General features: G+C 37.4%; 16 protein-coding genes and 2 pseudogenes. 12 read left to right on the forward strand and 6 right to left on the reverse strand.

The features are described from left to right. The first annotated feature begins 193 nt into the window (after positions 1-193). From H6F47_RS04725 to H6F47_RS04745, 5 genes are all read left to right on the forward strand, one after another. Positions 194-1,201, forward strand: coding sequence for a mechanosensitive ion channel family protein (locus H6F47_RS04725; RefSeq protein ID WP_190347325.1), 1,008 nt, complete (start codon positions 194-196; stop codon positions 1,199-1,201). A 216-nt stretch (positions 1,202-1,417) separates the two neighbouring features. Then, positions 1,418-2,068 carry a DUF4178 domain-containing protein gene (locus H6F47_RS04730; RefSeq protein ID WP_190347326.1) on the forward strand — a complete coding sequence of 217 codons (651 nt, stop codon included), beginning with the start codon at positions 1,418-1,420 and terminating at the stop codon, positions 2,066-2,068. 7 nt (positions 2,069-2,075) lie between these two features. Next, the gene (locus H6F47_RS04735) at positions 2,076-3,518 is read left to right on the forward strand and encodes a spermine synthase (RefSeq protein ID WP_190347327.1); all 1,443 of its coding nucleotides are present in this window, start codon (positions 2,076-2,078) and stop codon (positions 3,516-3,518) included. 2 nt (positions 3,519-3,520) lie between these two features. Next, on the forward strand, positions 3,521-4,594 hold the full coding sequence (locus H6F47_RS04740; protein ID WP_242027331.1) for a peptidoglycan bridge formation glycyltransferase FemA/FemB family protein: 1,074 nt from the start codon (positions 3,521-3,523) through the stop codon (positions 4,592-4,594). A gap of 1 nt (position 4,595) precedes the next feature. Continuing rightward, positions 4,596-4,916 (forward strand): hypothetical protein, encoded by a 321-nt coding sequence (locus H6F47_RS04745; RefSeq protein WP_228051682.1) that lies wholly within the window; start codon positions 4,596-4,598, stop codon positions 4,914-4,916. Between the two features lie 26 nt (positions 4,917-4,942). On the opposite strand, the gene H6F47_RS04750 is transcribed toward H6F47_RS04745, so the two are convergent. Further along, on the reverse strand, positions 4,943-5,302 hold the full coding sequence (locus H6F47_RS04750; RefSeq protein ID WP_096572651.1) for an S-adenosylmethionine decarboxylase: 360 nt from the start codon (positions 5,300-5,302) through the stop codon (positions 4,943-4,945). 13 nt (positions 5,303-5,315) lie between these two features. Next, a complete protein-coding gene (locus H6F47_RS04755) occupies positions 5,316-6,752 on the reverse strand; it encodes an S-layer homology domain-containing protein (RefSeq protein WP_347239063.1) in 1,437 nt (478 codons plus the stop codon). 234 nt (positions 6,753-6,986) lie between these two features. On the opposite strand from H6F47_RS04755, the gene H6F47_RS04760 reads away from it, so the two are divergent. Next, positions 6,987-7,889: an alpha/beta fold hydrolase gene (locus tag H6F47_RS04760; protein WP_096567453.1), complete on the forward strand. Its 903-nt coding sequence runs from the start codon at positions 6,987-6,989 to the stop codon at positions 7,887-7,889. A 151-nt stretch (positions 7,890-8,040) separates the two neighbouring features. After that, the gene (locus tag H6F47_RS04765) at positions 8,041-9,114 is read left to right on the forward strand and encodes a serine/threonine-protein kinase (protein WP_190647868.1); all 1,074 of its coding nucleotides are present in this window, start codon (positions 8,041-8,043) and stop codon (positions 9,112-9,114) included. A gap of 260 nt (positions 9,115-9,374) precedes the next feature. On the opposite strand, the gene H6F47_RS04770 is transcribed toward H6F47_RS04765, so the two are convergent. Next, on the reverse strand, positions 9,375-10,286 hold the full coding sequence (locus tag H6F47_RS04770) for an MnmC family methyltransferase (RefSeq protein WP_137666320.1): 912 nt from the start codon (positions 10,284-10,286) through the stop codon (positions 9,375-9,377). A gap of 103 nt (positions 10,287-10,389) precedes the next feature. On the opposite strand from H6F47_RS04770, the gene H6F47_RS04775 reads away from it, so the two are divergent. The 3 genes and pseudogenes from H6F47_RS04775 to H6F47_RS04785 form a co-directional block, all read left to right on the forward strand. Beyond that, entirely contained in the window at positions 10,390-11,208 is an 819-nt protein-coding gene (locus H6F47_RS04775; RefSeq protein ID WP_190647870.1) for a sulfurtransferase, read from the forward strand. A 383-nt stretch (positions 11,209-11,591) separates the two neighbouring features. Further along, positions 11,592-12,047 (forward strand): annotated as a pseudogene (locus tag H6F47_RS04780) (YqiA/YcfP family alpha/beta fold hydrolase); the annotation flags it as partial. 212 nt (positions 12,048-12,259) lie between these two features. Beyond that, positions 12,260-12,511, forward strand: a pseudogene (locus H6F47_RS04785) (YqiA/YcfP family alpha/beta fold hydrolase); the annotation flags it as partial. Here H6F47_RS04785 and H6F47_RS04790 read toward each other — a convergent pair. Next, positions 12,479-12,661 carry a hypothetical protein gene (locus tag H6F47_RS04790; RefSeq protein ID WP_190647872.1) on the reverse strand — a complete coding sequence of 61 codons (183 nt, stop codon included), beginning with the start codon at positions 12,659-12,661 and terminating at the stop codon, positions 12,479-12,481. The pseudogene H6F47_RS04785 and the gene H6F47_RS04790 sit on opposite strands and share 33 nt — an antisense overlap. Before the next feature lie 207 nt (positions 12,662-12,868). Here H6F47_RS04790 and H6F47_RS04795 point away from each other — a divergent pair, with 207 nt between their 5' ends. Next, positions 12,869-14,017 carry a histidinol-phosphate transaminase gene (locus H6F47_RS04795; RefSeq protein ID WP_190347346.1) on the forward strand — a complete coding sequence of 383 codons (1,149 nt, stop codon included), beginning with the start codon at positions 12,869-12,871 and terminating at the stop codon, positions 14,015-14,017. A 12-nt stretch (positions 14,018-14,029) separates the two neighbouring features. Here H6F47_RS04795 and H6F47_RS04800 read toward each other — a convergent pair whose 3' ends face one another. Next, entirely contained in the window at positions 14,030-14,587 is a 558-nt protein-coding gene (locus H6F47_RS04800; RefSeq protein WP_137666321.1) for a hypothetical protein, read from the reverse strand. A gap of 820 nt (positions 14,588-15,407) precedes the next feature. Further along, on the reverse strand, positions 15,408-16,028 hold the full coding sequence (locus H6F47_RS04805) for an N-acetyltransferase (protein ID WP_096567463.1): 621 nt from the start codon (positions 16,026-16,028) through the stop codon (positions 15,408-15,410). A gap of 721 nt (positions 16,029-16,749) precedes the next feature. On the opposite strand from H6F47_RS04805, the gene H6F47_RS04810 reads away from it, so the two are divergent. Next, the gene (locus tag H6F47_RS04810) at positions 16,750-20,322 is read left to right on the forward strand and encodes a response regulator (protein WP_190647874.1); all 3,573 of its coding nucleotides are present in this window, start codon (positions 16,750-16,752) and stop codon (positions 20,320-20,322) included. The last annotated feature ends 1 nt before the right edge of the window (position 20,323 follow it).

The following is a 20,323-nucleotide window of genomic DNA, read 5'->3' on the forward strand; positions in this document are numbered from 1 at the left end:
TATTTTTGCTCGGATGATCATTATACATCAATTTCTCTGGAAAAACTTAGCGAGTTTAATTTGCTAATTGTTGATATCCTAATTTTCAGGTCAGCATTCAGCTTTTCGCTTCTAGCTATATTCCTGATTTAACGATCATTCTCAATCTTGACTCTTGTAATTTCCAGTTGTCAATTCACTATCAAATATAACTATGATGCAATGGATTATACCTCTTATATTTATTCTAGTTGGCTTTCTGACTGGCATAATTGGTGAAAAAGTTATTTTTAATAGAATTAAAAGCTTTGTTATTAAGCGGCAAATTCCTGGGAGTGAGATTATATTTCAATCACTGCACAGAATGACCTTTATTTGGTTTGTTTTGGCAGGTTTTTTTTGGGCTATTCTTAGTTCTCCTGTTAAACCAGGTATTGCTAATGTTCTGCAAAAAATCATCACCATAATTTTATTATATTCTGTAACTTTAGTTTTAGCTAGACTGACTGCCGGTTTTGTCAATTTATTTGTCCAACGTACCGAGGGAGTTTCTACATCCCTGCTTTCTAATTTAGCTAAAACAATTGTTTTAGTTTTGGGAACATTAATTCTTTTGCAAACTGTGGGTATTGAAATTACTCCCATAGTTACCACCTTGGGAATTGGAGGTTTAGCTGTTGGTTTAGCTCTACAAGACACCTTAGCTAATTTATTTTCTGGTTTTTATTTAGTTATTTCTAAGCAGGTAAGAGCAGGGGATTATGTTAAATTAGATGATGGTCATCAAGGTTATGTCACAGATATTACTTGGCGAAATACCACAATCAAGGAAATTTCTAATAATGTGATTATTGTTCCTAATTCTAAGTTGGCTTCGGCAATTTTTACTAATTATCATCTACCTGCAAAAGAAATTACTTTAACTATGAATGTGGGTGTTAGTTATGATAGTGATTTGGAATTGGTGGAAAAAGTGACTATAGAAGTCGCTAAAGAAGTTATGCAAGAAATTGCACCAGAATTAATTCAAATCGAACCTTATCTGAGGTTTCACACTTTCAATGATTTTAGCATAGATTATACTCTTTATATGCGAGTCAGTGAATATTTTGACCAGCGCATTGGTAAACATTTGTTGGTGAAGAAGTTACACAAACGCTATCAACAAGAAGGAATTGAAATTCCTTTTCCAATTCAATACGTTTATACACATGGCATTTAATATAATTGCATATAATTTGCTATGGTTTTAGCAATGCTAAACCCGAAAAAGATGCCATTTTCATCAGATTTAGTTTATACAGTTAGAGGAAACAGGGTAAAACTCTATTTTGTAAAGTGATTTAAAATTTTCTAGCAAAAAACGAGAAATAGATCATATAGTAATGTAACTCTCAACTCGGTTGTGAAAGTTACAGTTAATCATAGTTAAACCTGTATGTATACAGTTAGTATTGAAACTCAAGTTCATGCCTTGCGTCCGGGCGATCGCGTGAGATATTCTGGTGTAGACTGGGATATAAAAGATTACAGCACCTACCAAGATCCTCAAGGTTATCAAACCGAGGAATGGTTGTTAGTCTCCTCCGGTGGTTCGGAATATTACTTATTGCGAGAATATGACCCCAGCGAAGAAATTAACTCTGTAACTTGGTATATTTCCAATCAATTACAGAATGTGTCTTTATATACTCCAGATTTTCCCAAAAACCCACTACAACTAACTACATTATGGAAAGAAATGCAAGTATTAAATACCCCTTATCCAGAACTAAAACTTTTCTATAAATCCTATTATTTCGATTCACAAACTGAAGGAAGTTATGATTCTGAAGGGAAAACAAAATCTCGCATTACTTGGGATTATTGGGATAAAGACCATTGTGTAAATTTAGCAATAGAATCTTTTCCCAATCTACAATTAGAGATTTACTCAACCAAAATAGTCAAGCCTGAAGAATTTCATAATATTCAAAAAGGTGTAAGTTCGGAACGCCAGGTATTGAGGTGGAAACCTGAGTTAATAATTGAATTAATAATTGCGCTCATATTTTTGTCCATCGGTATATTTTTAATGATATTTGGGTAAAGTTTCTATGTCTATTTCCTTATTTATTGAAAACTATGATCATCGTATTGCCTTTTATATCAATGGAGATTTACAGTTTGATAGTGCTGATGAGGCAATTTATCATGAAAATTTAGTAATTCCTGCTGTATCTTTAGCCATCCAAAGATTTACTGATACAGATTTACGGGTTTTGATTTGTGGTGGTGGTGATGGATTAGCTGCTAGAGATTTACTGCGTTTTGCTCAGGTAAAAAACATTGATTTAGTAGACTATAATCCAGATGTTATCGAATTAGCAAACACAGTATTTAAACCTTATAATTTAGGCAGTTTAGAACATGAAAAAGTTACAGTATACACTCAAGAAGCCTTTGGATTTGTCAGACAATTAGTTGATGATTATTATCATGTTGTAATTTGTGATTTCACTTGTCCTAAATCGGCTGAAGATGCAAAAATCTATAGTCAGGAATGGTTTCAAGAAGTTAATCGCATTTTAATTCCTTCTGGAATAGTAGCTGTTAACGGAGTTTCACCAAATTATGATACTCACGCTTTTTGGTGTTTGTATCAAACTTTGCTATCAGTGAATTTTGCAACTAAACCCTTACAAATTCAAATTCCCTCATTTTGTAACCATGATTATGGTGATTGGGGTTTCTTTTTAGGTTCAACACAAAGAATTTTGAGGACAGAAATTGAAAACATTGATTTCCCAAATAATTTAAATTATTTAACCCGTGAAAATTTACTCCCTGTCTTTAAATTTGAACAAAAAATAGCAGCATATCGGCATAAAGTAACTATTCACACACTGGAAAACGAACGGTTATTTTATTATCTTTTGAATCATCCATCAAACCCAGAAGATATCCTATTAAATTCTGGTGAATATGTGGATTTTTTAGATATTAATGAACAGTTCAACGCCGAAATAGAAAATATTAATTCCTTAGATTTGGAATCTGTAGCTAAGTTTTGGCTACAAAATATTTATGCTGCTCCTAATGCAGACAAAGACTTACCAAATATTAATCAATTTGTACCAGTACGTCATCCCTATCACGAACCAAAGATGACAACATATTGGTTAGATAATCTCCAAGGATTATTATCAGAAATAGACGTTAACAAATTACTCAATAGTTTACTAACTAGAGTGCAGGAATTACCACCACAAATTGCTAGTGAATTGAGGACTTTTGCTGATAAAATTAAATATAATCAGCCTTTAGGCACGTTAAACCCTAAAATGGTTGAATTGATTACTTTGTTGTCTATAACGTTGTTAATGACTAATCTAGTAGCACCAGATTCAGTATTTGCTAAAGGCTCATATTATGGTAGTCGTAGCAGTAGCAGTAGTTATAACGATGGTACTGGTGATAGTAAATGGGTAGGTTTTATATTCACTTGCTTTAGTAGTTACTGGATATATAGCATTATTAAGAGAATGCGAAATAATTAAAGATGAATATTATGAATGTTAATAATTATCACCCAACCATAGCAGAGAAAAATAACTTATCTTTAACAGTCAGAGAATTACAAGCTTCAGAAAAAACAGCTTGGAATTTGTTAGTTAAATCTACTCCCAAGGGTTGCTTTATGCAAACTACAAGTTGGGCTGATTTTAAAGAAATAGAAGGTTATAAAACTTTTCGTTATGGATTATTTCCAGAAAATAATGATTTAGTGGGTGGGTGTATTTATTATTTATACCCCCACACTAATAAAGCCAATTTATTATTTACTTCTGGTGGACCAATATTACCAGAAAATACTCCAGAAAATACTTCAGAAATAGGGATGCAGTTATTGTTAGAAAAAGGAGAAACTTTAGCCAGAAAACAGGGTGCAGTTGCTCTTCGTATTGAACCATTATGGCAGGAAAAACCTGATTATCTTCAAGATTTTGTTCGCGCACCTGCTGACTTATTACCCTGTGAAACTTTATTAATTGATTTACGCCCAAGTACAGATGAAATTCTAGCATCTATGAAACCTAAAGGGCGTTACAATATTCGTATTAGTCAACGTTATGGGGTAAAAATTGAATTTAGTAATGATTCCCAAACTATTCCTTTATTTTATAATTTATTTTGGGAAACTGTCGAACGTCAAGAATTTTTTGGTGAACCCTACAGGTTTTTTATCAATCTCTGTCAAACGTTATTTAAAGAAAATATGGCAGAAATTGGTTTAGCTAGTTGGAATGGAGAAATAATAGCAGCAATTTTAGTAGTATATTGTGGTTATACAGCAACTTATTTATATGGTGGCAGAAACTTATTATATAAACAAGTAATGGCAAATTATGGCTTACATTGGCAAGCTATCCAAAGGGCAAAAATTTGCGGTTGTCAAGTTTATGATTTTTATGGTTTTACCCGTGATCCTAATCATGGTTATGCCAAATTTTCCCAATTTAAAAGTCAATTTGGAGGTAAACATATTAAAACAATTGGCGCTCATGATTACTTTTTTTATGACCAATTAGCAGATACATTAATTAGTTTATTGCAAAAGTTGTCATTGGGTTAAAATGAATGAAATAATTATCAAAAATAACCCCGCAGCAGGAGTAGCGTTAGCAGGTTTATTAATTGCTACTGGTAATATAGTTAGGGTGGCTTTTTATCCAGAGTTTACAAATTGGTTAGTTAGTTTTACCCAATATGGTTTAATCTTAGTATTTTGCTTGCTTTCTTTAGTTGGTATTCGCTGGTTAGCAGATTTAATTTTAGTTCCCGGTGTGAAAATTTCCGATGAAATTGTTAACCAAGAAATTCCTAATGTGGGTGCAGGTTTAATAGAAGCTTTTGCTTATATTGCTGCATCTTTTTTAAGTGGTTGGTGTTTTTAAAAATAGGGAATAGGGAATAGGGAATGCTATCCACTAACAGATAAATAATGCCAATTCTTGAGATATTCACAATTACTAAATTCTTGTGTGATTATCTGTGTTAAAAATTGCGCTTTTTGTAAATTATCCTTTTGATAATCACAGATATGAATATCAATAGTAACTTTACTTTCCTCTGGCCAAAAGTGTAACGCTATATGAGATTCGGCTAATAAAATCACTGCTGATACTCCTTGGGGTTGAAATGCAAAACTCACTTCACCGATGACAGTTAATTCAGCAGTATCAGCAGCATTTTTTAACACTTCTATAAAATCTGTTTTCTGCCAATTAAATACTGTTTTATTTACTGGTAAGATGGCAGAAAAATGGTGTGACTTAATCACTTTTACCTCTCTGTCACCTGTCACCTTTTCTAACAGGTTTAACTGTATATTTGGAAGCAAAATCAGCAGTTTCACCTGCACTTACCATAGACCTATATAACAAGGCACTAACTTCGGCTCTGGTAGCTTGCTTGTCACCGTTTAATAATTTTACATTGGGATAGTTGACAATTACGCCATTTTCTGTCATTGCGGCAATAAATTCGCGGTGTTCGCTTCTGATAGTGGAAGCATCATTATAAATAGACAAAATATCTTTTGTAGAACCGCTAAATTTATAATTCAATCCTTTTGCTAAGGTAATTAAAACATCGAGACGTTTCAGTTTTTGTGTGGGGTTAAAGCTTCTGCTGTTAACAACTGTGAAAAAACCCATTTCGTAACTTTCACGAATAGCATTATAAGCCCAATAATCTGGAGGAACATCTCGAAAATTTATAGCTTTTCGTACTTTACTTTTAATAAATGTCTTTTGCAAGAGGGCTGCTAGTTGGGCGCGAGTAACTGGGGCGTTAGGGCGAAATGTACCATCAGGATAGCCATCAATGATTTCCATTGCTGCCAATTCGGCGATATAATCCTTAGCCCAGTAATCTTTGGGAATATCAGAAAAGTTGACTCGAATACCTTGAGCTACACCCACTGAGCGATATTTACCCAATAACTCGTGAAGTTGAAATGTGGAGTTGTTACCGAGTTGGGTTAACTTTACCAAACTGCCAGGAATAGATAATAGGGCTGGTGCTAATTTAGGATCATAGACGCTAATGGTTTTACCTGCTAAGGCAAACTCGCCTTCACTAAAGGTTGCAGGATAAACGCTTGTTTGAGCAACGTTAGCAAAACCCGCTGCTTGGTATGGAGTAATGTCGAGATTTTCGGAACTGGTGAGGAAGGTAACTTTTTGGTTTTTGAGTTCTGTGAAATAGTCATATTTGATAGCTGCATCTCTGTCAACGATGCCATCTTCGTTATTATCAACACCATAAAAAACGCGAACTACGGGATTTTCGCTTGGTTTGGCTGGTAAAATCAGGTTTACTGCTGTATGATCAGGTAAACAAACAAATTCTGTGTAGCCAATAAAACGGTTTTTAGTATCATACAATCGGACAACAATGCGATCGCCCAATTTAAAACCGTTCACAAATTTGGCTTTCTGCTTAATTTTATATTTGTAATCGCCTAAAAATCTTTCTTTGAGATATTTATCACCATATTTCCCTTTAATAGATATCCGGGCAATTACTTCTGATATTTTACCACCTGGTTGCCAGATATATAAAGTAAATCCTGACTTTTCTCTCCTGGCAGAAGCAGTAGGAGTTGATGTTTCTTCTGCTTGAGTAGTTTCTTGTGCTAAAAGCTGCTGATCATTGATTGTTGATGGGATTGTAACAGATACAGCAGATAGTTTAGATGCAGCCAAGGTAGAATGTATTGGCGACAAGGCTATGAGAGAAACTGACGCTATCAGGACTTTCCTAGAATTAGTTAATCTACTTAAAATCATAGTATTTTATCTGACATTAGATCACAGCGTAAGTAAGATTTGATAGTGATTTTGATGCTACGTGAAAGTTACAGGTGCTAGTGTACATCTTATGTAGTTTTTTCGCTCATGTTTTGTCTAGAATGCCAGGAGGATTAGCATAAAGAAACAATACTTTAGGAATCTTAACGAATGACGATTACAACCCAGAATTTACAAACCATAGAAAAACAAGTTTGGACTTGGCAAGATTATAAAATTCAATATACTGTGATGGGTACAGGTCAACCCTTGGTACTCATTCACGGTTTTGGTGCTTCTATAGGACACTGGCGCAAAAATATAGCTGTTTTAGCCAATGCTGGTTATCGGGTGTTTGCTTTAGACTTACTAGGTTTTGGTGGTTCGGACAAAGCGACCGTGAGTTATAGCATGGAAGTGTGGGTAGAACTGTTAAAAGATTTTTATGATGCACACATTCAAACACCGGCTATATTTATAGGAAATTCCATTGGCGCACTGTTGAGTTTAATAATTCTCACAGAACATCCTGAAATTGCTGCTGGGGGAGTATTAATAAATTCTGCTGGTGGTTTGAGTCATCGTCCCCATGAATTAAACCCGGTTTTAAGGGTTTTCATGGCTACGTTTAACAAGTTGGTAGCTAACCCAGTCACAGGAAAATTCGTTTTTAACCGCATTCGCCAAAAATCACAAATTCGCCGCACATTGTATCAAGTATATTGCGATCGCAATGCTGTAACAGATGAACTTGTTGATTTACTTTATACACCATCTTGCGATCCAGGAGCGCAACAAGTTTTTGCTTCCATTCTCACCGCACCTCCAGGACCTGCTCCCGAAGAACTATTACCGCAGTTAAAATGGCCTTTATTAGTAATTTGGGGTGCTAATGATCCTTGGACTCCAATTACCGGCGCTAAAATTTACGAAGAGGCGGGTAACAATGGTAAAGATATTCAAATTGTGCCTATTCCTAACGCCGGTCATTGTCCCCATGATGAAGTACCAGATATTGTCAACACTGCAATTATTGACTGGTTAGCACAGAAAAACTGGAAGTCCGTAGGGTAAAACATCAAAACCATCTGGAATTGGTAATGGGTAATGGGTAATTTGTGAAGCACGTAGATTACCTTTTACTCATTCCTATGTCAACTGAGGAAAATTTTTGAAAATGTATTTTATGATTTTGTTTTGTCAAAACAAAACTTGTGTGTATTTTATGATAGAGTTTAATGTAAATCATGGATACAAAAAGACAAAATTCTGCAAAAATTATCCAGATTTTTCGGCATTTGGCTATCAAGTAATTCGAGAATTAGGCAGAAACTCAGAAGGAGGACGCATTACTTATTTAGCTAATCATATCAACTCTCAAAAACAAGTAGTAATTAAGGAATTTTGTTTTGCAAATACAACTGCTGACTGGTATGGAGTGAAAGCTTATGAAAGGGAAATGCAGTTTTTACAAAGATTAAATCATCCCCGCATTCCTCGTTATATAAATTCTTTTGAAACACCAGGATGTTTCTATTTAGTCCAAGAATATAAAAATGCTCCATCATTAGGTTTGAGCCGCTGCTTTCATCCCCAAGAAATAAAGGAAATTGCTTTATCAATTTTAGATATTTTAGTTTATCTACAAGAACAAAAACCTAAAATTATTCATCGAGATATCAAGCCAGATAATATTTTATTAGACCAGCAATTACAAGCTTATTTAGTAGATTTTGGTTTAGCAAAGACACAGGATAAAAAAGCAGTTTTGAGTACATTGGTTGCTGGTACTCCGGGGTTTATTCCCCCAGAAGCAGAATTTGGATATCCTTTAACAGCAGCATCTGATTTATATAGTTTAGGTGTAACATTAATTTGCTTGTTGACAAATAGTCGATCTGCGGATATTGGTAAATTAATGGATGATAAATATCGCTTTAATTTTCAGGAATTACTTCCTGATATCAGTCCAAGTTTTTGTTCATGGTTAAAGAAAATGGTTGCACCAAATCGTAAATATCGTTATGCTAATGCTGCGGATGCTTTAGCAGCACTAATGCCTATTCCGGTGATGGGTTCTGGTACAATATCAGATCAGATATTAGATATTTTTTGGATTGCAATAAATCAACAAAAAATTATAGCTATGCTGGGTTTAAGTGTGACGGGAATTTTATTAGGTCTAGGCTCAAATTTGATGATTTCTCAACTAGGTAATGCTGTAAATTCTAATGTCGAGTTAAAGCCGAATTTAATAGAAGTGAATAGTAGTAAAAATAATAATTATTCAGTCAAGTAATTTAAAATCTATAATCGTTTATTTATTACAAAAAAACATGGGTAAAAGTTATTAACTGATTCTCAACCAAGCAATTAATAGCTTATGAATGAATCTTTTGTAATTGTTTTAGGTTCCTTAAAATATTACTCTTAAAATATTACTTGCCTTGCGTTGAAATTCAAGTTCTAAAATAATATACCCATGATCAAGAAGTAAAACAGGTTTCTAGTCTGTTGACGGGCAATTGCGATGCACTGAGCTTGTCGAAGTGTCAAATATTAACCCTTTCCTAGCCATCGTTTGCGCCATTTTGAAGTTGTTTCTAAGGGACTCGTTTCTTGTTCTTGTCGCCTTCTGCTTAATATTAACTCACCAGTATCACTTAAAGAAGGATCTCGATAAGGAATAGCAGCACGAGTTTGTAAATGTTCTTTTTCGGCTACTGAAAGGGGATAAATCCCTGTAATGCGATGCACTGAGCTTATCAAAGTGTCATTTACCCCATCGGGATATGCTCCAATAGTACCAGGAGTGCGTCTTCCTACAGGTGCGGTAGAACCTATTACCAACTTAGCCGCTAAAAGTGCAGTGCGTACAGCAGCAGCACAGGAATAAGTCGCTAATAACCCATCTCTGTGTAAACACTGCGTTAATTTTTGTATAAATTCCACAGTCCATAATTGGGGACAATGGGGTGGTGAAAAGGGATCAAGAAAAATAGCATCTGCTAAAAAACCTGATTTACCTACTTCTTGAATTAATTTTCTAGCATCACCTATCAGTAATTTAGCTTGTAAGCGATTTGTTTGACAATAGTGCTTAAATGCCAGTTCGTTTAAAATAGTTCTATACTCATCATCCCAATCATTAAATATATCCTGGCTCATCGCTGCTTTGGGAACTTCAGGATTTATTTCTAAACCAATAACTTCCACTATACAAGTAGGATTTTCTTGCCAAATTACTTCCAAAGCAGCCGCTGTATTGTATCCTAGTCCATAACAAACATCTAAAATTTTTACTATTCCTTTCCTGGCTACTTTCTGTACTTGAGTGGGAACTGCAAATTTTAGATAGCTCTCTTGTTTTGCTCCATAATTACTGTGAAAAGCTTCATTAAATTCTGGAGAAAAAAAAGTAAAAGAACCATCTTTTGTCGATTGAAGTGTAAAATTATTTGTATCTGACATTTTTCTCGTTACCTCATTTCAATATTCATCATTCAGCAGTTAGGATACTGGGTGAGCGAAAATAACCTTCCTTCTGTCACCTGTTACCTGTCACCTGTCACCTATGATTAATCATCAATTTGTTGTTTCTCCCGAATGGCTATTTACCCATCTTAATGATTCCCAAGTAGTCATTATTGATTGTCGCTTTTCTTTGGCTGATCCACAATTAGGACAAAACCAATATCAAACAAGTCATATTCCAGGAGCTTACTATTTAGATTTAAATCAGGATTTATCTAGCCCTGTCGCTGAACATGGGGGAAGACATCCTTTACCTAACCCCAATGATTTAGCAGATAAATTAGCAAAAATTGGGGTAATATACCAAAAAACTTTAGTAGTCGCTTACGATGATTCACGTTTGGCTTTTGCATCTCGTTTGTGGTGGTTATTGCGTTATTTAGGACATGAACAAGTAGCTGTTTTAGATGGTGGTTTTGCTGGTTGGCAAAAAGCTGGTTATCCTATTACAGATGTAATTCCAGCACCTAAAATGGGAACTTTTACCCCTCAGTTAAATGAAGAAAAAGTTGTAGACTATACTTATATTAAAAATTTCAAAGATAGTCCAGATGTAGTTTTAGTAGATTCAAGAGATGGCGATCGCTATCGTGGAGAACGAGAACCAACCGATAAAATAGCTGGTCATATTCCCGGTGCTGTAAACTATCCTTGGCAAGCAGTCACCGACGCTTCCGGTTTCTTACTTCCCCAATCAGAACAACGTCAACGATGGGAAAAAATAGAACCTACTAAAGAAATTTTAGTTTATTGTGGTTCTGGTGTAACCGCCTGTGTCAATTTACTTTCTTTAGAACTAGCTGGAATTTCCACAGCTAAACTTTATGCAGGTAGTTGGAGTGATTGGATTAGTTATTAGAAATAGAGAATAGGGAATAGGGAATAGGGAATAGGGAATAGGGAATAGGTGATTGGGGACTGGACACTAAAGAACTAGCTAGAAAAATCAATCGCTCTACTAACAACGCCAATAATAACTCCAACAATCGCTCTAACAATAGAGAATCTGGGCGCGAACAAAGATTTATCAACCGTCTTACCAGAGATAATTTAGGAAGAGAATCAATCAGGAATAATCCTTTGGGATCAATAGATTATTTTGTCAAAACAGGAGAAGTCATCCGCGAAAATAGACAGAATACTTCGACTCCGCTCAGTACAAGTAACAATCCTGGCAATAACCCTGGCAATAACCCCGGTAACAATTAAGTTTTGAGTGAATAATGGATCAGGAGTTTTAATTTGACTTCATTCATCTATCTTCATGGCTTTGCTTCCAGTCCTAAATCAACCAAAGCACAGGATTTGAGCGATCACTTTACCCAAATTCAGATCAAGTTAAAAATTCCCGATTTAAATGCTGGTGATTTTTCCCATCTCACCATTACCCGTCAATTACATCAGGTTAAATTTTATGGTGAGCGACCTGTACTGAGCGGAGCCGAAGTAAGCCGAACCGCTGAATTTCCTGATCCATCCATACCTGTAACGCTGATTGGTTCTAGTTTAGGTGGTTTAACATCTGCTCATTTGGCAGAACAAAACCCACAAGTGCAACGCTTAGTGTTACTAGCACCAGCTTTTGGATTTTTATACCATTGGTTGCCCTCTTTAGGAGCAGAAAAAATCAAACGTTGGCATCAAGAACAATATTGCTTTGTTTATCACTATGGGGAAGGAAGAGAATTACCTTTAAGTTAGGGTTTGCTGAATAAACCTAAAACCTTGATATATCAAAGGTTAGAGGCTGATAAACACAGAAATTAGTGCAAGGGTTTTGAAGGGTATACCGGAAAAAGTGTGCATTTTTGGGGATTTCAAGAGATGGCAAAGAAATTTTCAAATCTCCTCCTGACTCCTGACTCCTGACTCCTGACTCCTATGCCCTCACGGAAAGACTTTCTCAGCAACCCCTAAGTTATAATTTCGTCACAGATGCTGCCAAATACCAGGAAAACTTGTTACAATGTCCCATTCCTACCCTGATTTTACATGGCAAACAAGATGAAGTTATTCCTATTCAAGCTAGTCGAGATTTTGCGCGATCGCGTCCTTGGGTAGAATTAATAGAATTGGATAGCGATCACACCTTGGCAAATGTAACTGATAAGATTTGGCAAGCCATTCGCTCATTCTGCAAACTGGGGAATGGTGACTGGTAACTGGTAACTGGTGACTGGTGACTGGTGACTGGTGACTGGGGAGAATAATATATTAGGGTTTGCTGAATAAATATAAAACCACGATAAATCAAGGGATTCAGGTGTAAAAAAGGTGAAAAAGCTGCAAGGAATAGACACTAAAACCATCAAAAACTGATCACTTTTATTTCCAAATCAGTCATTCTTGGCTACTTCTAATTTTCCCTCCTGACTCCTTGCCCTCACGAGAAGACTTTTTCAGCAAACCCTACATTACTTCTTGCCTCCTGAACTCCTGACTCCTGCCTCCTGCCTCCTGAACTCCTGAACTTCCTGCCTTCTGTTCCCTGTTAATAGTTCCCTAACAACTAACAAATGATGCTTCCATTTATTCGTTCTGATTTAAACCAATTTTCTGCTTACAAACCCCACCCCAGCAGCAATACAAGCGAACCGGCTGCAACGCAATTTGATCGGCTGGATACTAATGAAAGTCCCTATGATTTGCCATCAGAGATCAAAGAAAAATTAGCTTGGACTTTTCAACAAGTCATTGAAAGCAATCGTTATCCTGATGGTGGACATGAGGCGCTCAAAGAAGCGATCGCCGAATATGTCAATGAGTCAGCTAACCTTTCATCCTCCACTTTCACCGCTGCTCATATTTCTGTAGGTAATGGTTCCGATGAACTCATACGTTCTTTATTAATCGCCACTTGTTTGGGGGGAGAAGGTTCTGTTTTAGTTGCTAACCCCACTTTTTCCATGTATGCTATTTTGGCGCAAACTCTAGGTATTACTGTGGTGAGTGTGGGTAGAAATGAAAGCAATTTTGAAATAGATTTGAAAGCGGCACAATCAGCACTGGAAGAAACTCAAAATCCTCCAATTCGAGTGGTTTTCGTTGTTCATCCCAATTCTCCCACAGCTAATAGTTTGACTGCGGCAGAAGTAACATGGTTAAAAAGTTTACCAGAGGAAATTTTGGTAGTGATTGATGAAGCTTACTTTGAATTTAGCCAAACTAGCTTAGTTGGGGAATTAGCACAGCATCCAAACTGGGTAGTGTTGCGGACTTTTTCCAAAGCTTTCCGGTTAGCAGCTATGCGAGTAGGCTATTGTGTAGGTCATCCCGATGCGATCGCTATTTTAGAAAAAGTCCGTCTTCCTTACAATCTACCCAGTTTTTCCCTTGCTTCCGCTTTAGTAGCTGTACAAAATCGTCAACTTTTGCTAAGTTCCATTCCCCAAACTCTGAGTGAGCGCAGTAAACTGATCATGGCTTTATCCCCACACCCAGCATTAGAAATTACAGATAGTGACACTAACTTTATTTACCTGCGTCTGAAACAGAAGACTTCTCAACCAGTCAATGAAGCTTTAAAAATGATCAATCAAACACTCACAAATGAAGGCACTTTGATCAGATCACTGCCTGGGGGATTACGAATTACTCTAGGAACACCAGAAGAAAACTCTCGTACCTTGACGCGATTAAAAACAGCTTTAGCCAAGCTTGAATATTAACTATATTCACTATTAATAATCAAAACATTCGTCGTCTAAATCATTGCCAAGACGACGCACTATTGTCACTGTTTGCGGCAACACACCCACTAACATAGCAAAGGCAGCATCTGGCAAATCAGCAACCATTTCTGCTGGAAAATACTGTGCAAATTGTTCCAGAATTTTCTGTACTCTCTGTACAGGAACTGGATTTTCTGTAATTTGTTTGATTAAGCGAATCCATTGTCTTCTAATCAAGTAAGCCTTCTGAAGCTCTTCATGAGATTCAGGAGCTAATAAGGAGAGATTACCTATAGGTATGACAAACTGACAATCCCTGTCATAATCCCCACCTACAACTGCTCCAGGACCCGCAAACTCTGCATGATAGCGTTTCCCAACTATTAACCCGTTGCGCTTACGACTATTAACTATCAAAACTTTTCCGCTATGTAATGACGCAAGAATATCAGTGCTATGCGATCGCTCACTACCATCTCGCATGGTAGGTTTGTCCAGGAAACTAGTTTCAGAGCAATAAGTTGATACTATAGCAGCTTGATAGCGTTGGCGTTGTTCGCTATCCATGTTTTTCAAATTTTTAATGAAATTGATGGTAATAGAAGAAGCATTCCTATTTTGCACAGGCACAGAAATATTATAATATAGTATATTATCAAAAAAGTAAACCCCACCTATGTCGGTTGAAATTAGCCAGTGCAGGAGGACTTAGTTTGTGTAGCCAAGGCAGTGCTTTGCGGATATTCCCCCAGTTGTAACAGCTACTATCTAAAATTATCATTTAAAGACATTCTAAACATTTGCCATGCCCTGGGAATATGGACTTAAAAACGTCAATTGAGTAACTGTTTAATTAAATCAAAGATTATGTTTGTATCATTAAAAATTGTTTACCAACCCTAAATAAATAGACGACAACAAAATTCAGTAGTGTTCAAAAATTAATAATTATATTACACATCTCCAAAATAGAATGTATTAATTTGTCATAAGTTGTAGGGGCGAAGCTTATGGGCGATAATTTAACGGAAAAATCAGACATCTAGATATCCCATAACTTCTTTTCTGGAGATGTCTATTTTATGGGATTGAGGCAGATTTGTCTTTAACTCCAGCAATTTTTTCTTAAAGTTTTTATAAGCACAAGTGTCGAATATTAAAGAAACTTAACTAGGGTTTGCTGAATAAACCAAAAAGCCTCATAAATCAAAGGTTTGAGGCTCATAAAAAAGACAGTAGGTGCTTTCGTTATAGCGTCTTGAGTCTGAAAAACCTTGCACTTTTCTGGGCGGACAGAAATGAAAAAATGTCTTTAATTCTCCTCCTGACTCCTAGCCCTAACGAAAGGACTTTTTCAGCAAACCCTAACTATAGCAGCAGTCAGAAGTCAGGATATCAAGGAGTCAGGAGTCAGGTGTTTATGCAAGAAAATCTGCCGTGAGGGATAAAAGAAAAAGCTGTTCCAATTAGATTCAACTCCATGCACGCGATATCCCAACTTGAAATACAGCTGCCTGGCTTGATAATTATTTTCCAAGACATGAAGATATAAATCTTCAAATCCCCAGTCTTGGCACACTTGTTCACAACTAATCAGTAAACTGGAAGCCAAACCATACCGACGGTATTGTGGGTGAACAGCTAAATTAGACAAATAGGGATAACTCTTTTGAATATTTGTCCAACTATCACTGAAACGCACACCCAGTTCCACAGTTCCCAGTATTTGATGAGTGCCTGTGGTACTGATGTCAACAGCCACCAAACAGACGTGATGAGGTGTCATTGACGCTAGACGATACTTTAAGTCTTCATAAATACCCAAACGGAATAAAGGAAAAGCCCATCCCCATAAACCTTTTTGGGAGTGAAAACTTTCAGCAATGATTTGGGCAATCCCTGGTAAATCAGCAGATGTAGCTGCACGGATTTGGAACTGCCAAGAATTGAGGATACGTGTATCTGTAACTAACTGTTGGTGATGTGGGTGAAAAAACCAGGATTTCAAAGCTAGTTGAGGATTGAGGTTAATTTAAGGAAAGTTGGCTTGAGTATAGTTTTTGTAATTCGTCACTTGTCATTAGTCATGAGGTTATGCTGTAGTTGAGACTGTGGCAACTCACGGCGAAGCCTGTCACCGATCACGTTGTGATTGCTCAATAGACATCTCGTGGTAATTAAATGTGCATAATCCCCGAATCCCTGTAGGGACAATTCATGAATTGTCCCTACAATAATTGTCATCAGATGTCTAATTACCAAGAGGTACTTGTTTAATACTATACTTTATTTTGAAATATAGTTATTATATGTCATATTCATCACTCTAACATAACCTAGATCACAAAAAATCAGCTTTAAGTGTTAGTATCACGGATGGAATGGGAAAAATCAATATATAGTTTATACTCTTTTCTCTGGAGGACAGGGTCTGATGTAGCACCAGCAGGTTATAAAAGGAGGTGAGAAAAGAATTAGTCAGTTGAAATTTACACGGTAAATCAAAAATGACAATCCAATAAACTGTCCTGCGGAAGAGGGGCAAACTGCTGATGACAAATCCTGAAAAACAATAATTTCAATAACTTTAATTACACACTTTGGCATCTAGCTGTCATGTGTCCCAGCAATTTATTGGTCGAAATGCTTGAACCTTACCTGATTCAGAAATACCTTGATCTGAGCAGATTATTCTTTATCCGACTGCCGTTGCAGCAGGAAAGCTGTGCATGACATCACAAGCAAACAGAAACAGTAAGCCAAAAATTTTGGTTGTCGATGATGAGCCAGACAACCTAGACTTGCTTTACCGCAGTTTCTATCGTGAGTATCAGGTTTTGAGAGCTAACTCTGGACATGCAGCTCTGGAATTGCTGGCACAAGAAGGGGATATCGCTGTGATTATCTCTGATCAGCGGATGCCAATGATGAGCGGTACGGAATTTTTAAGTCTGACAGCAACTCAATACCCAGATATTATTCGGATTATTTTAACTGGCTACACTGATGTTGAAGACTTGGTGGAGGCGATTAACTCTGGCAAGGTATTTAAATATGTTACGAAACCTTGGGAAGCTGAAGAACTGAAAGCCGTAGTCCGTCAAGCGTTGGATACCCATAATGTCTTGAAAGCCAGAACCCGCGAACTGACTCGGACTCTGCGGAGAGAATCCCTATTGAATACTGTCACTAATACTATTCGTAGCGCCCTAGACTATCGGCAAATTTTACAAACCATTGTTGATACAGTGGGGCATATGTTGGAGGTGGATGTTTGCCTGTTACGTCCCTTTCAAGATGAAAAATTGGCAGATGAAGGATTTATCTACCAAAAATCTACTCAAGCATCATTGCTAGACCAACAGAGATCCGCTACTGAGAACAATGATGCTTTTTCTCCACCTCTATCTAAAGACAATAACAAGTTAGCTACCGCAAATCAGGTCTCTATCACCCCATTACCTCTTTTAGCTCAGACAGTGTGGGAAATTGATGCAGTGCAAGTAATTCATAATGTGACTGGTGATGACCGCATTCAAAGTCGTGAAAAACGGGCTGCTGCTTTTAAAGAAGCTAATATATGTTCTAGTTTAGTAGTGCCGCTGATTTGTCAACAAGAACTAAGAGCAGTATTAGCTTTGCACCAGTGCGATCAAATCCGTATTTGGGAAGAGGAAGAGGTAGAACTGCTATCAATTGTCGCTGATCAGGCAGCCTTAGCTTTATCTCAAGCCTATGCTTATGAACAAGTAGAAGCTTTGGCGAAGCGAGAAGGTTTAATTAATACAATTACTAGGGAGATTCGCTCTAGTCTAGACCCACAAGATATCTTTGCTGCTATCACCCAAAGATTGGGACAAGCTATGCAGGTTGATGGCTGTGTTCTGTCTTTATGGACTCAGGAAGATGAATTTGTCCATTGTGTAGGTTTGTATGACAGTTCTAAACATCTGGAGAATTTTCCCGAAAATAACCTCACTAGAAATCGGCGAGCTTTAACTCAGCAGTTGTCTAGTTCCCAAGCTCCGATCAGGAAAAATCCGATTTTTTTAGAAATATTGCGAACAAAAGAACCTGTTGTAATTACGGATATAAATCACTCTCCCTCAGATGTCCAGGCATTTGACCTACCTTTGAAAATGCGACCGCGATCGCTCATGGTCGTTCCCTTATTAATTGATGGTCAATGTATTGGTAGTATTTCTCTGAGAGAAGGTGAGAAAATCCGTAAGTGGCTACCATCGGAAATTGAACTGGCTAAGGCCGTGGCCGCTCAAGCTGCGATCGCTGTCCAACAATCTCGTTTATACCAAACAACTCGTGAACAGGCGGAACGTTTAATCCAATTAGATCAACAAAAAACCGAATTTTTCCAAAATATCTCCCATGAATTTCGCACCCCTATCACCTTAATTCAAGGACCTTTAGAGTCGGCAGTCGAAAGCGGAGAAGGCTTAACCCCAGAGCAATGTGCGATCGCCCTCCGCAATTCTCGCCGTCTGTTACGATTGGTAAATCAACTACTCGATTTACAACGCTTGGATGCTGGTAAAATGCAACCGAGTTTCCGTCCTTGCAGTCTAGTTGAATTTGTGAACCAAATAGTCGATTCATTTCGTCCTTATTGTGAGCGAAAGGGACTGAGAGTAATTACGGATTTGTTTGAATGTCCAACAGTCTACTTGGACATGGAAAAATTTGACAAGGTACTTTACAACCTGTTGTCCAATGCCATGAAATTTACTCCCGATGGGGGTAAAATCACTGTGAGATTATTCAATGACGGTAATGCTTGCGTCTTACAAGTTCAAGATACAGGAATTGGTATTCTTCCCGAACAAATTCCCCACCTATTTGAGCGATTCCGTCAAGCTGAAGGTTCAGAAAACCGCTCCTATGAAGGGAGTGGATTGGGTTTATCCCTGGTTAAAGAATTAGTAGAAATCCACGGTGGCGAAATCAGCGTCCAATCAGTTTATAGACAAGGTACTCAATTTAGTATTCGCCTGTTGACAGGTTCAGAGCATTTACCTCCAGAACAGGTACTAGATACACCCTGCGAATTAAATATCAGCCGCGCCAATGTAGAACTAGCGAATTTAGAACAGGTAGGATCAGCATCTGATCACAGAGAAATTATCACCAGAGATCCATCACCGAATCTACAAATTGTCGATTCTAACGAACAAATTGATACTACTGACCCATATCCTGAGCAATTAATCTTAGTAGTAGAAGATAACCCAGATATGCGAGACTATGTAGCCAATATTTTACGTCCGTGCTATCAAGTAACTACCGCTCGTAATGGCTACGAAGGATATAATTTGGCACGAGAAATTCTCCCCAGCCTGATTATCACTGACTTAATGATGCCCTTAGTGACTGGATTAGAAATGATTCAGATGATTCGCACTGATGATTTGATGCGAGGTACACCTGTCATTCTCCTGACTGCAAAAGCTGATGACGAAACTCGTATTCAAGGAACAGAATATGGTGCAGATGCTTATTTAGCTAAACCATTTAATGATCGGGAACTGCTGGCAGAGGCACGCAATCTTTTAGCCTTGAAGGAAAATGAAAAACGAGTTTTGGAGCTAAACACTTACTTGACAGAATCTGTACTCAAACGCTTTTTACCCACTGCGTTAGTCCAGAAAGCCGCTGCGGGAACTTTGTCTCTAGATTTGCGCCCAGAACCGCGTTTAGTGACAGTTTTGTTTAGTGACATTGTGGGTTTTACCCAGCTATCCAATACTCTCAGATCCCGAAAAGTCGCAGAGGTGCTAAATGAATATTTGGAAACTATGACTAAAGTTGTGTTTCAGAATGGTGGTACTGTCGATAAATTTATGGGAGATGCTATCTTAGCTTTGTACGGAGCGCCAGAAGACCTCACACCCAATGAACAGGTGCGTCGTGCTATCAATACTGCCAGAGGAATGCAACAAGCCCTGGTAAATTTAAATAAGCGTTGGCTAGAACAGGGTATATTTGAAACAGATGGCCGTAAAGGTGTACAGTTTCGCTGTGGCATTCACCAAGGTACAGCAGTGGTGGGGATGTTTGGTAGTGAAGAACGTGCTGATTATACGGCTATTGGTCCTTCTGTGAATATTGCTGCTAGATTGCAAGCCGCGGCTATACCTGGTACTATCTTAGTTTCTGCTGCTGTTGCTGATTATTTGCAGGAAGAAGAAATTACTAAAGGTAGTCCCCTGGAACTGAAAGGAATAGATGAAACAGTCCTCACTTTTGTCGTGAGAACAGATTTAGATGCTTCTATAGCTAATGAGTAAA

It is taken from the genome of Sphaerospermopsis sp. FACHB-1094 (assembly GCF_014696195.1).
In the GTDB taxonomy this organism is placed as follows: domain Bacteria; phylum Cyanobacteriota; class Cyanobacteriia; order Cyanobacteriales; family Nostocaceae; genus Sphaerospermopsis; species Sphaerospermopsis kisseleviana.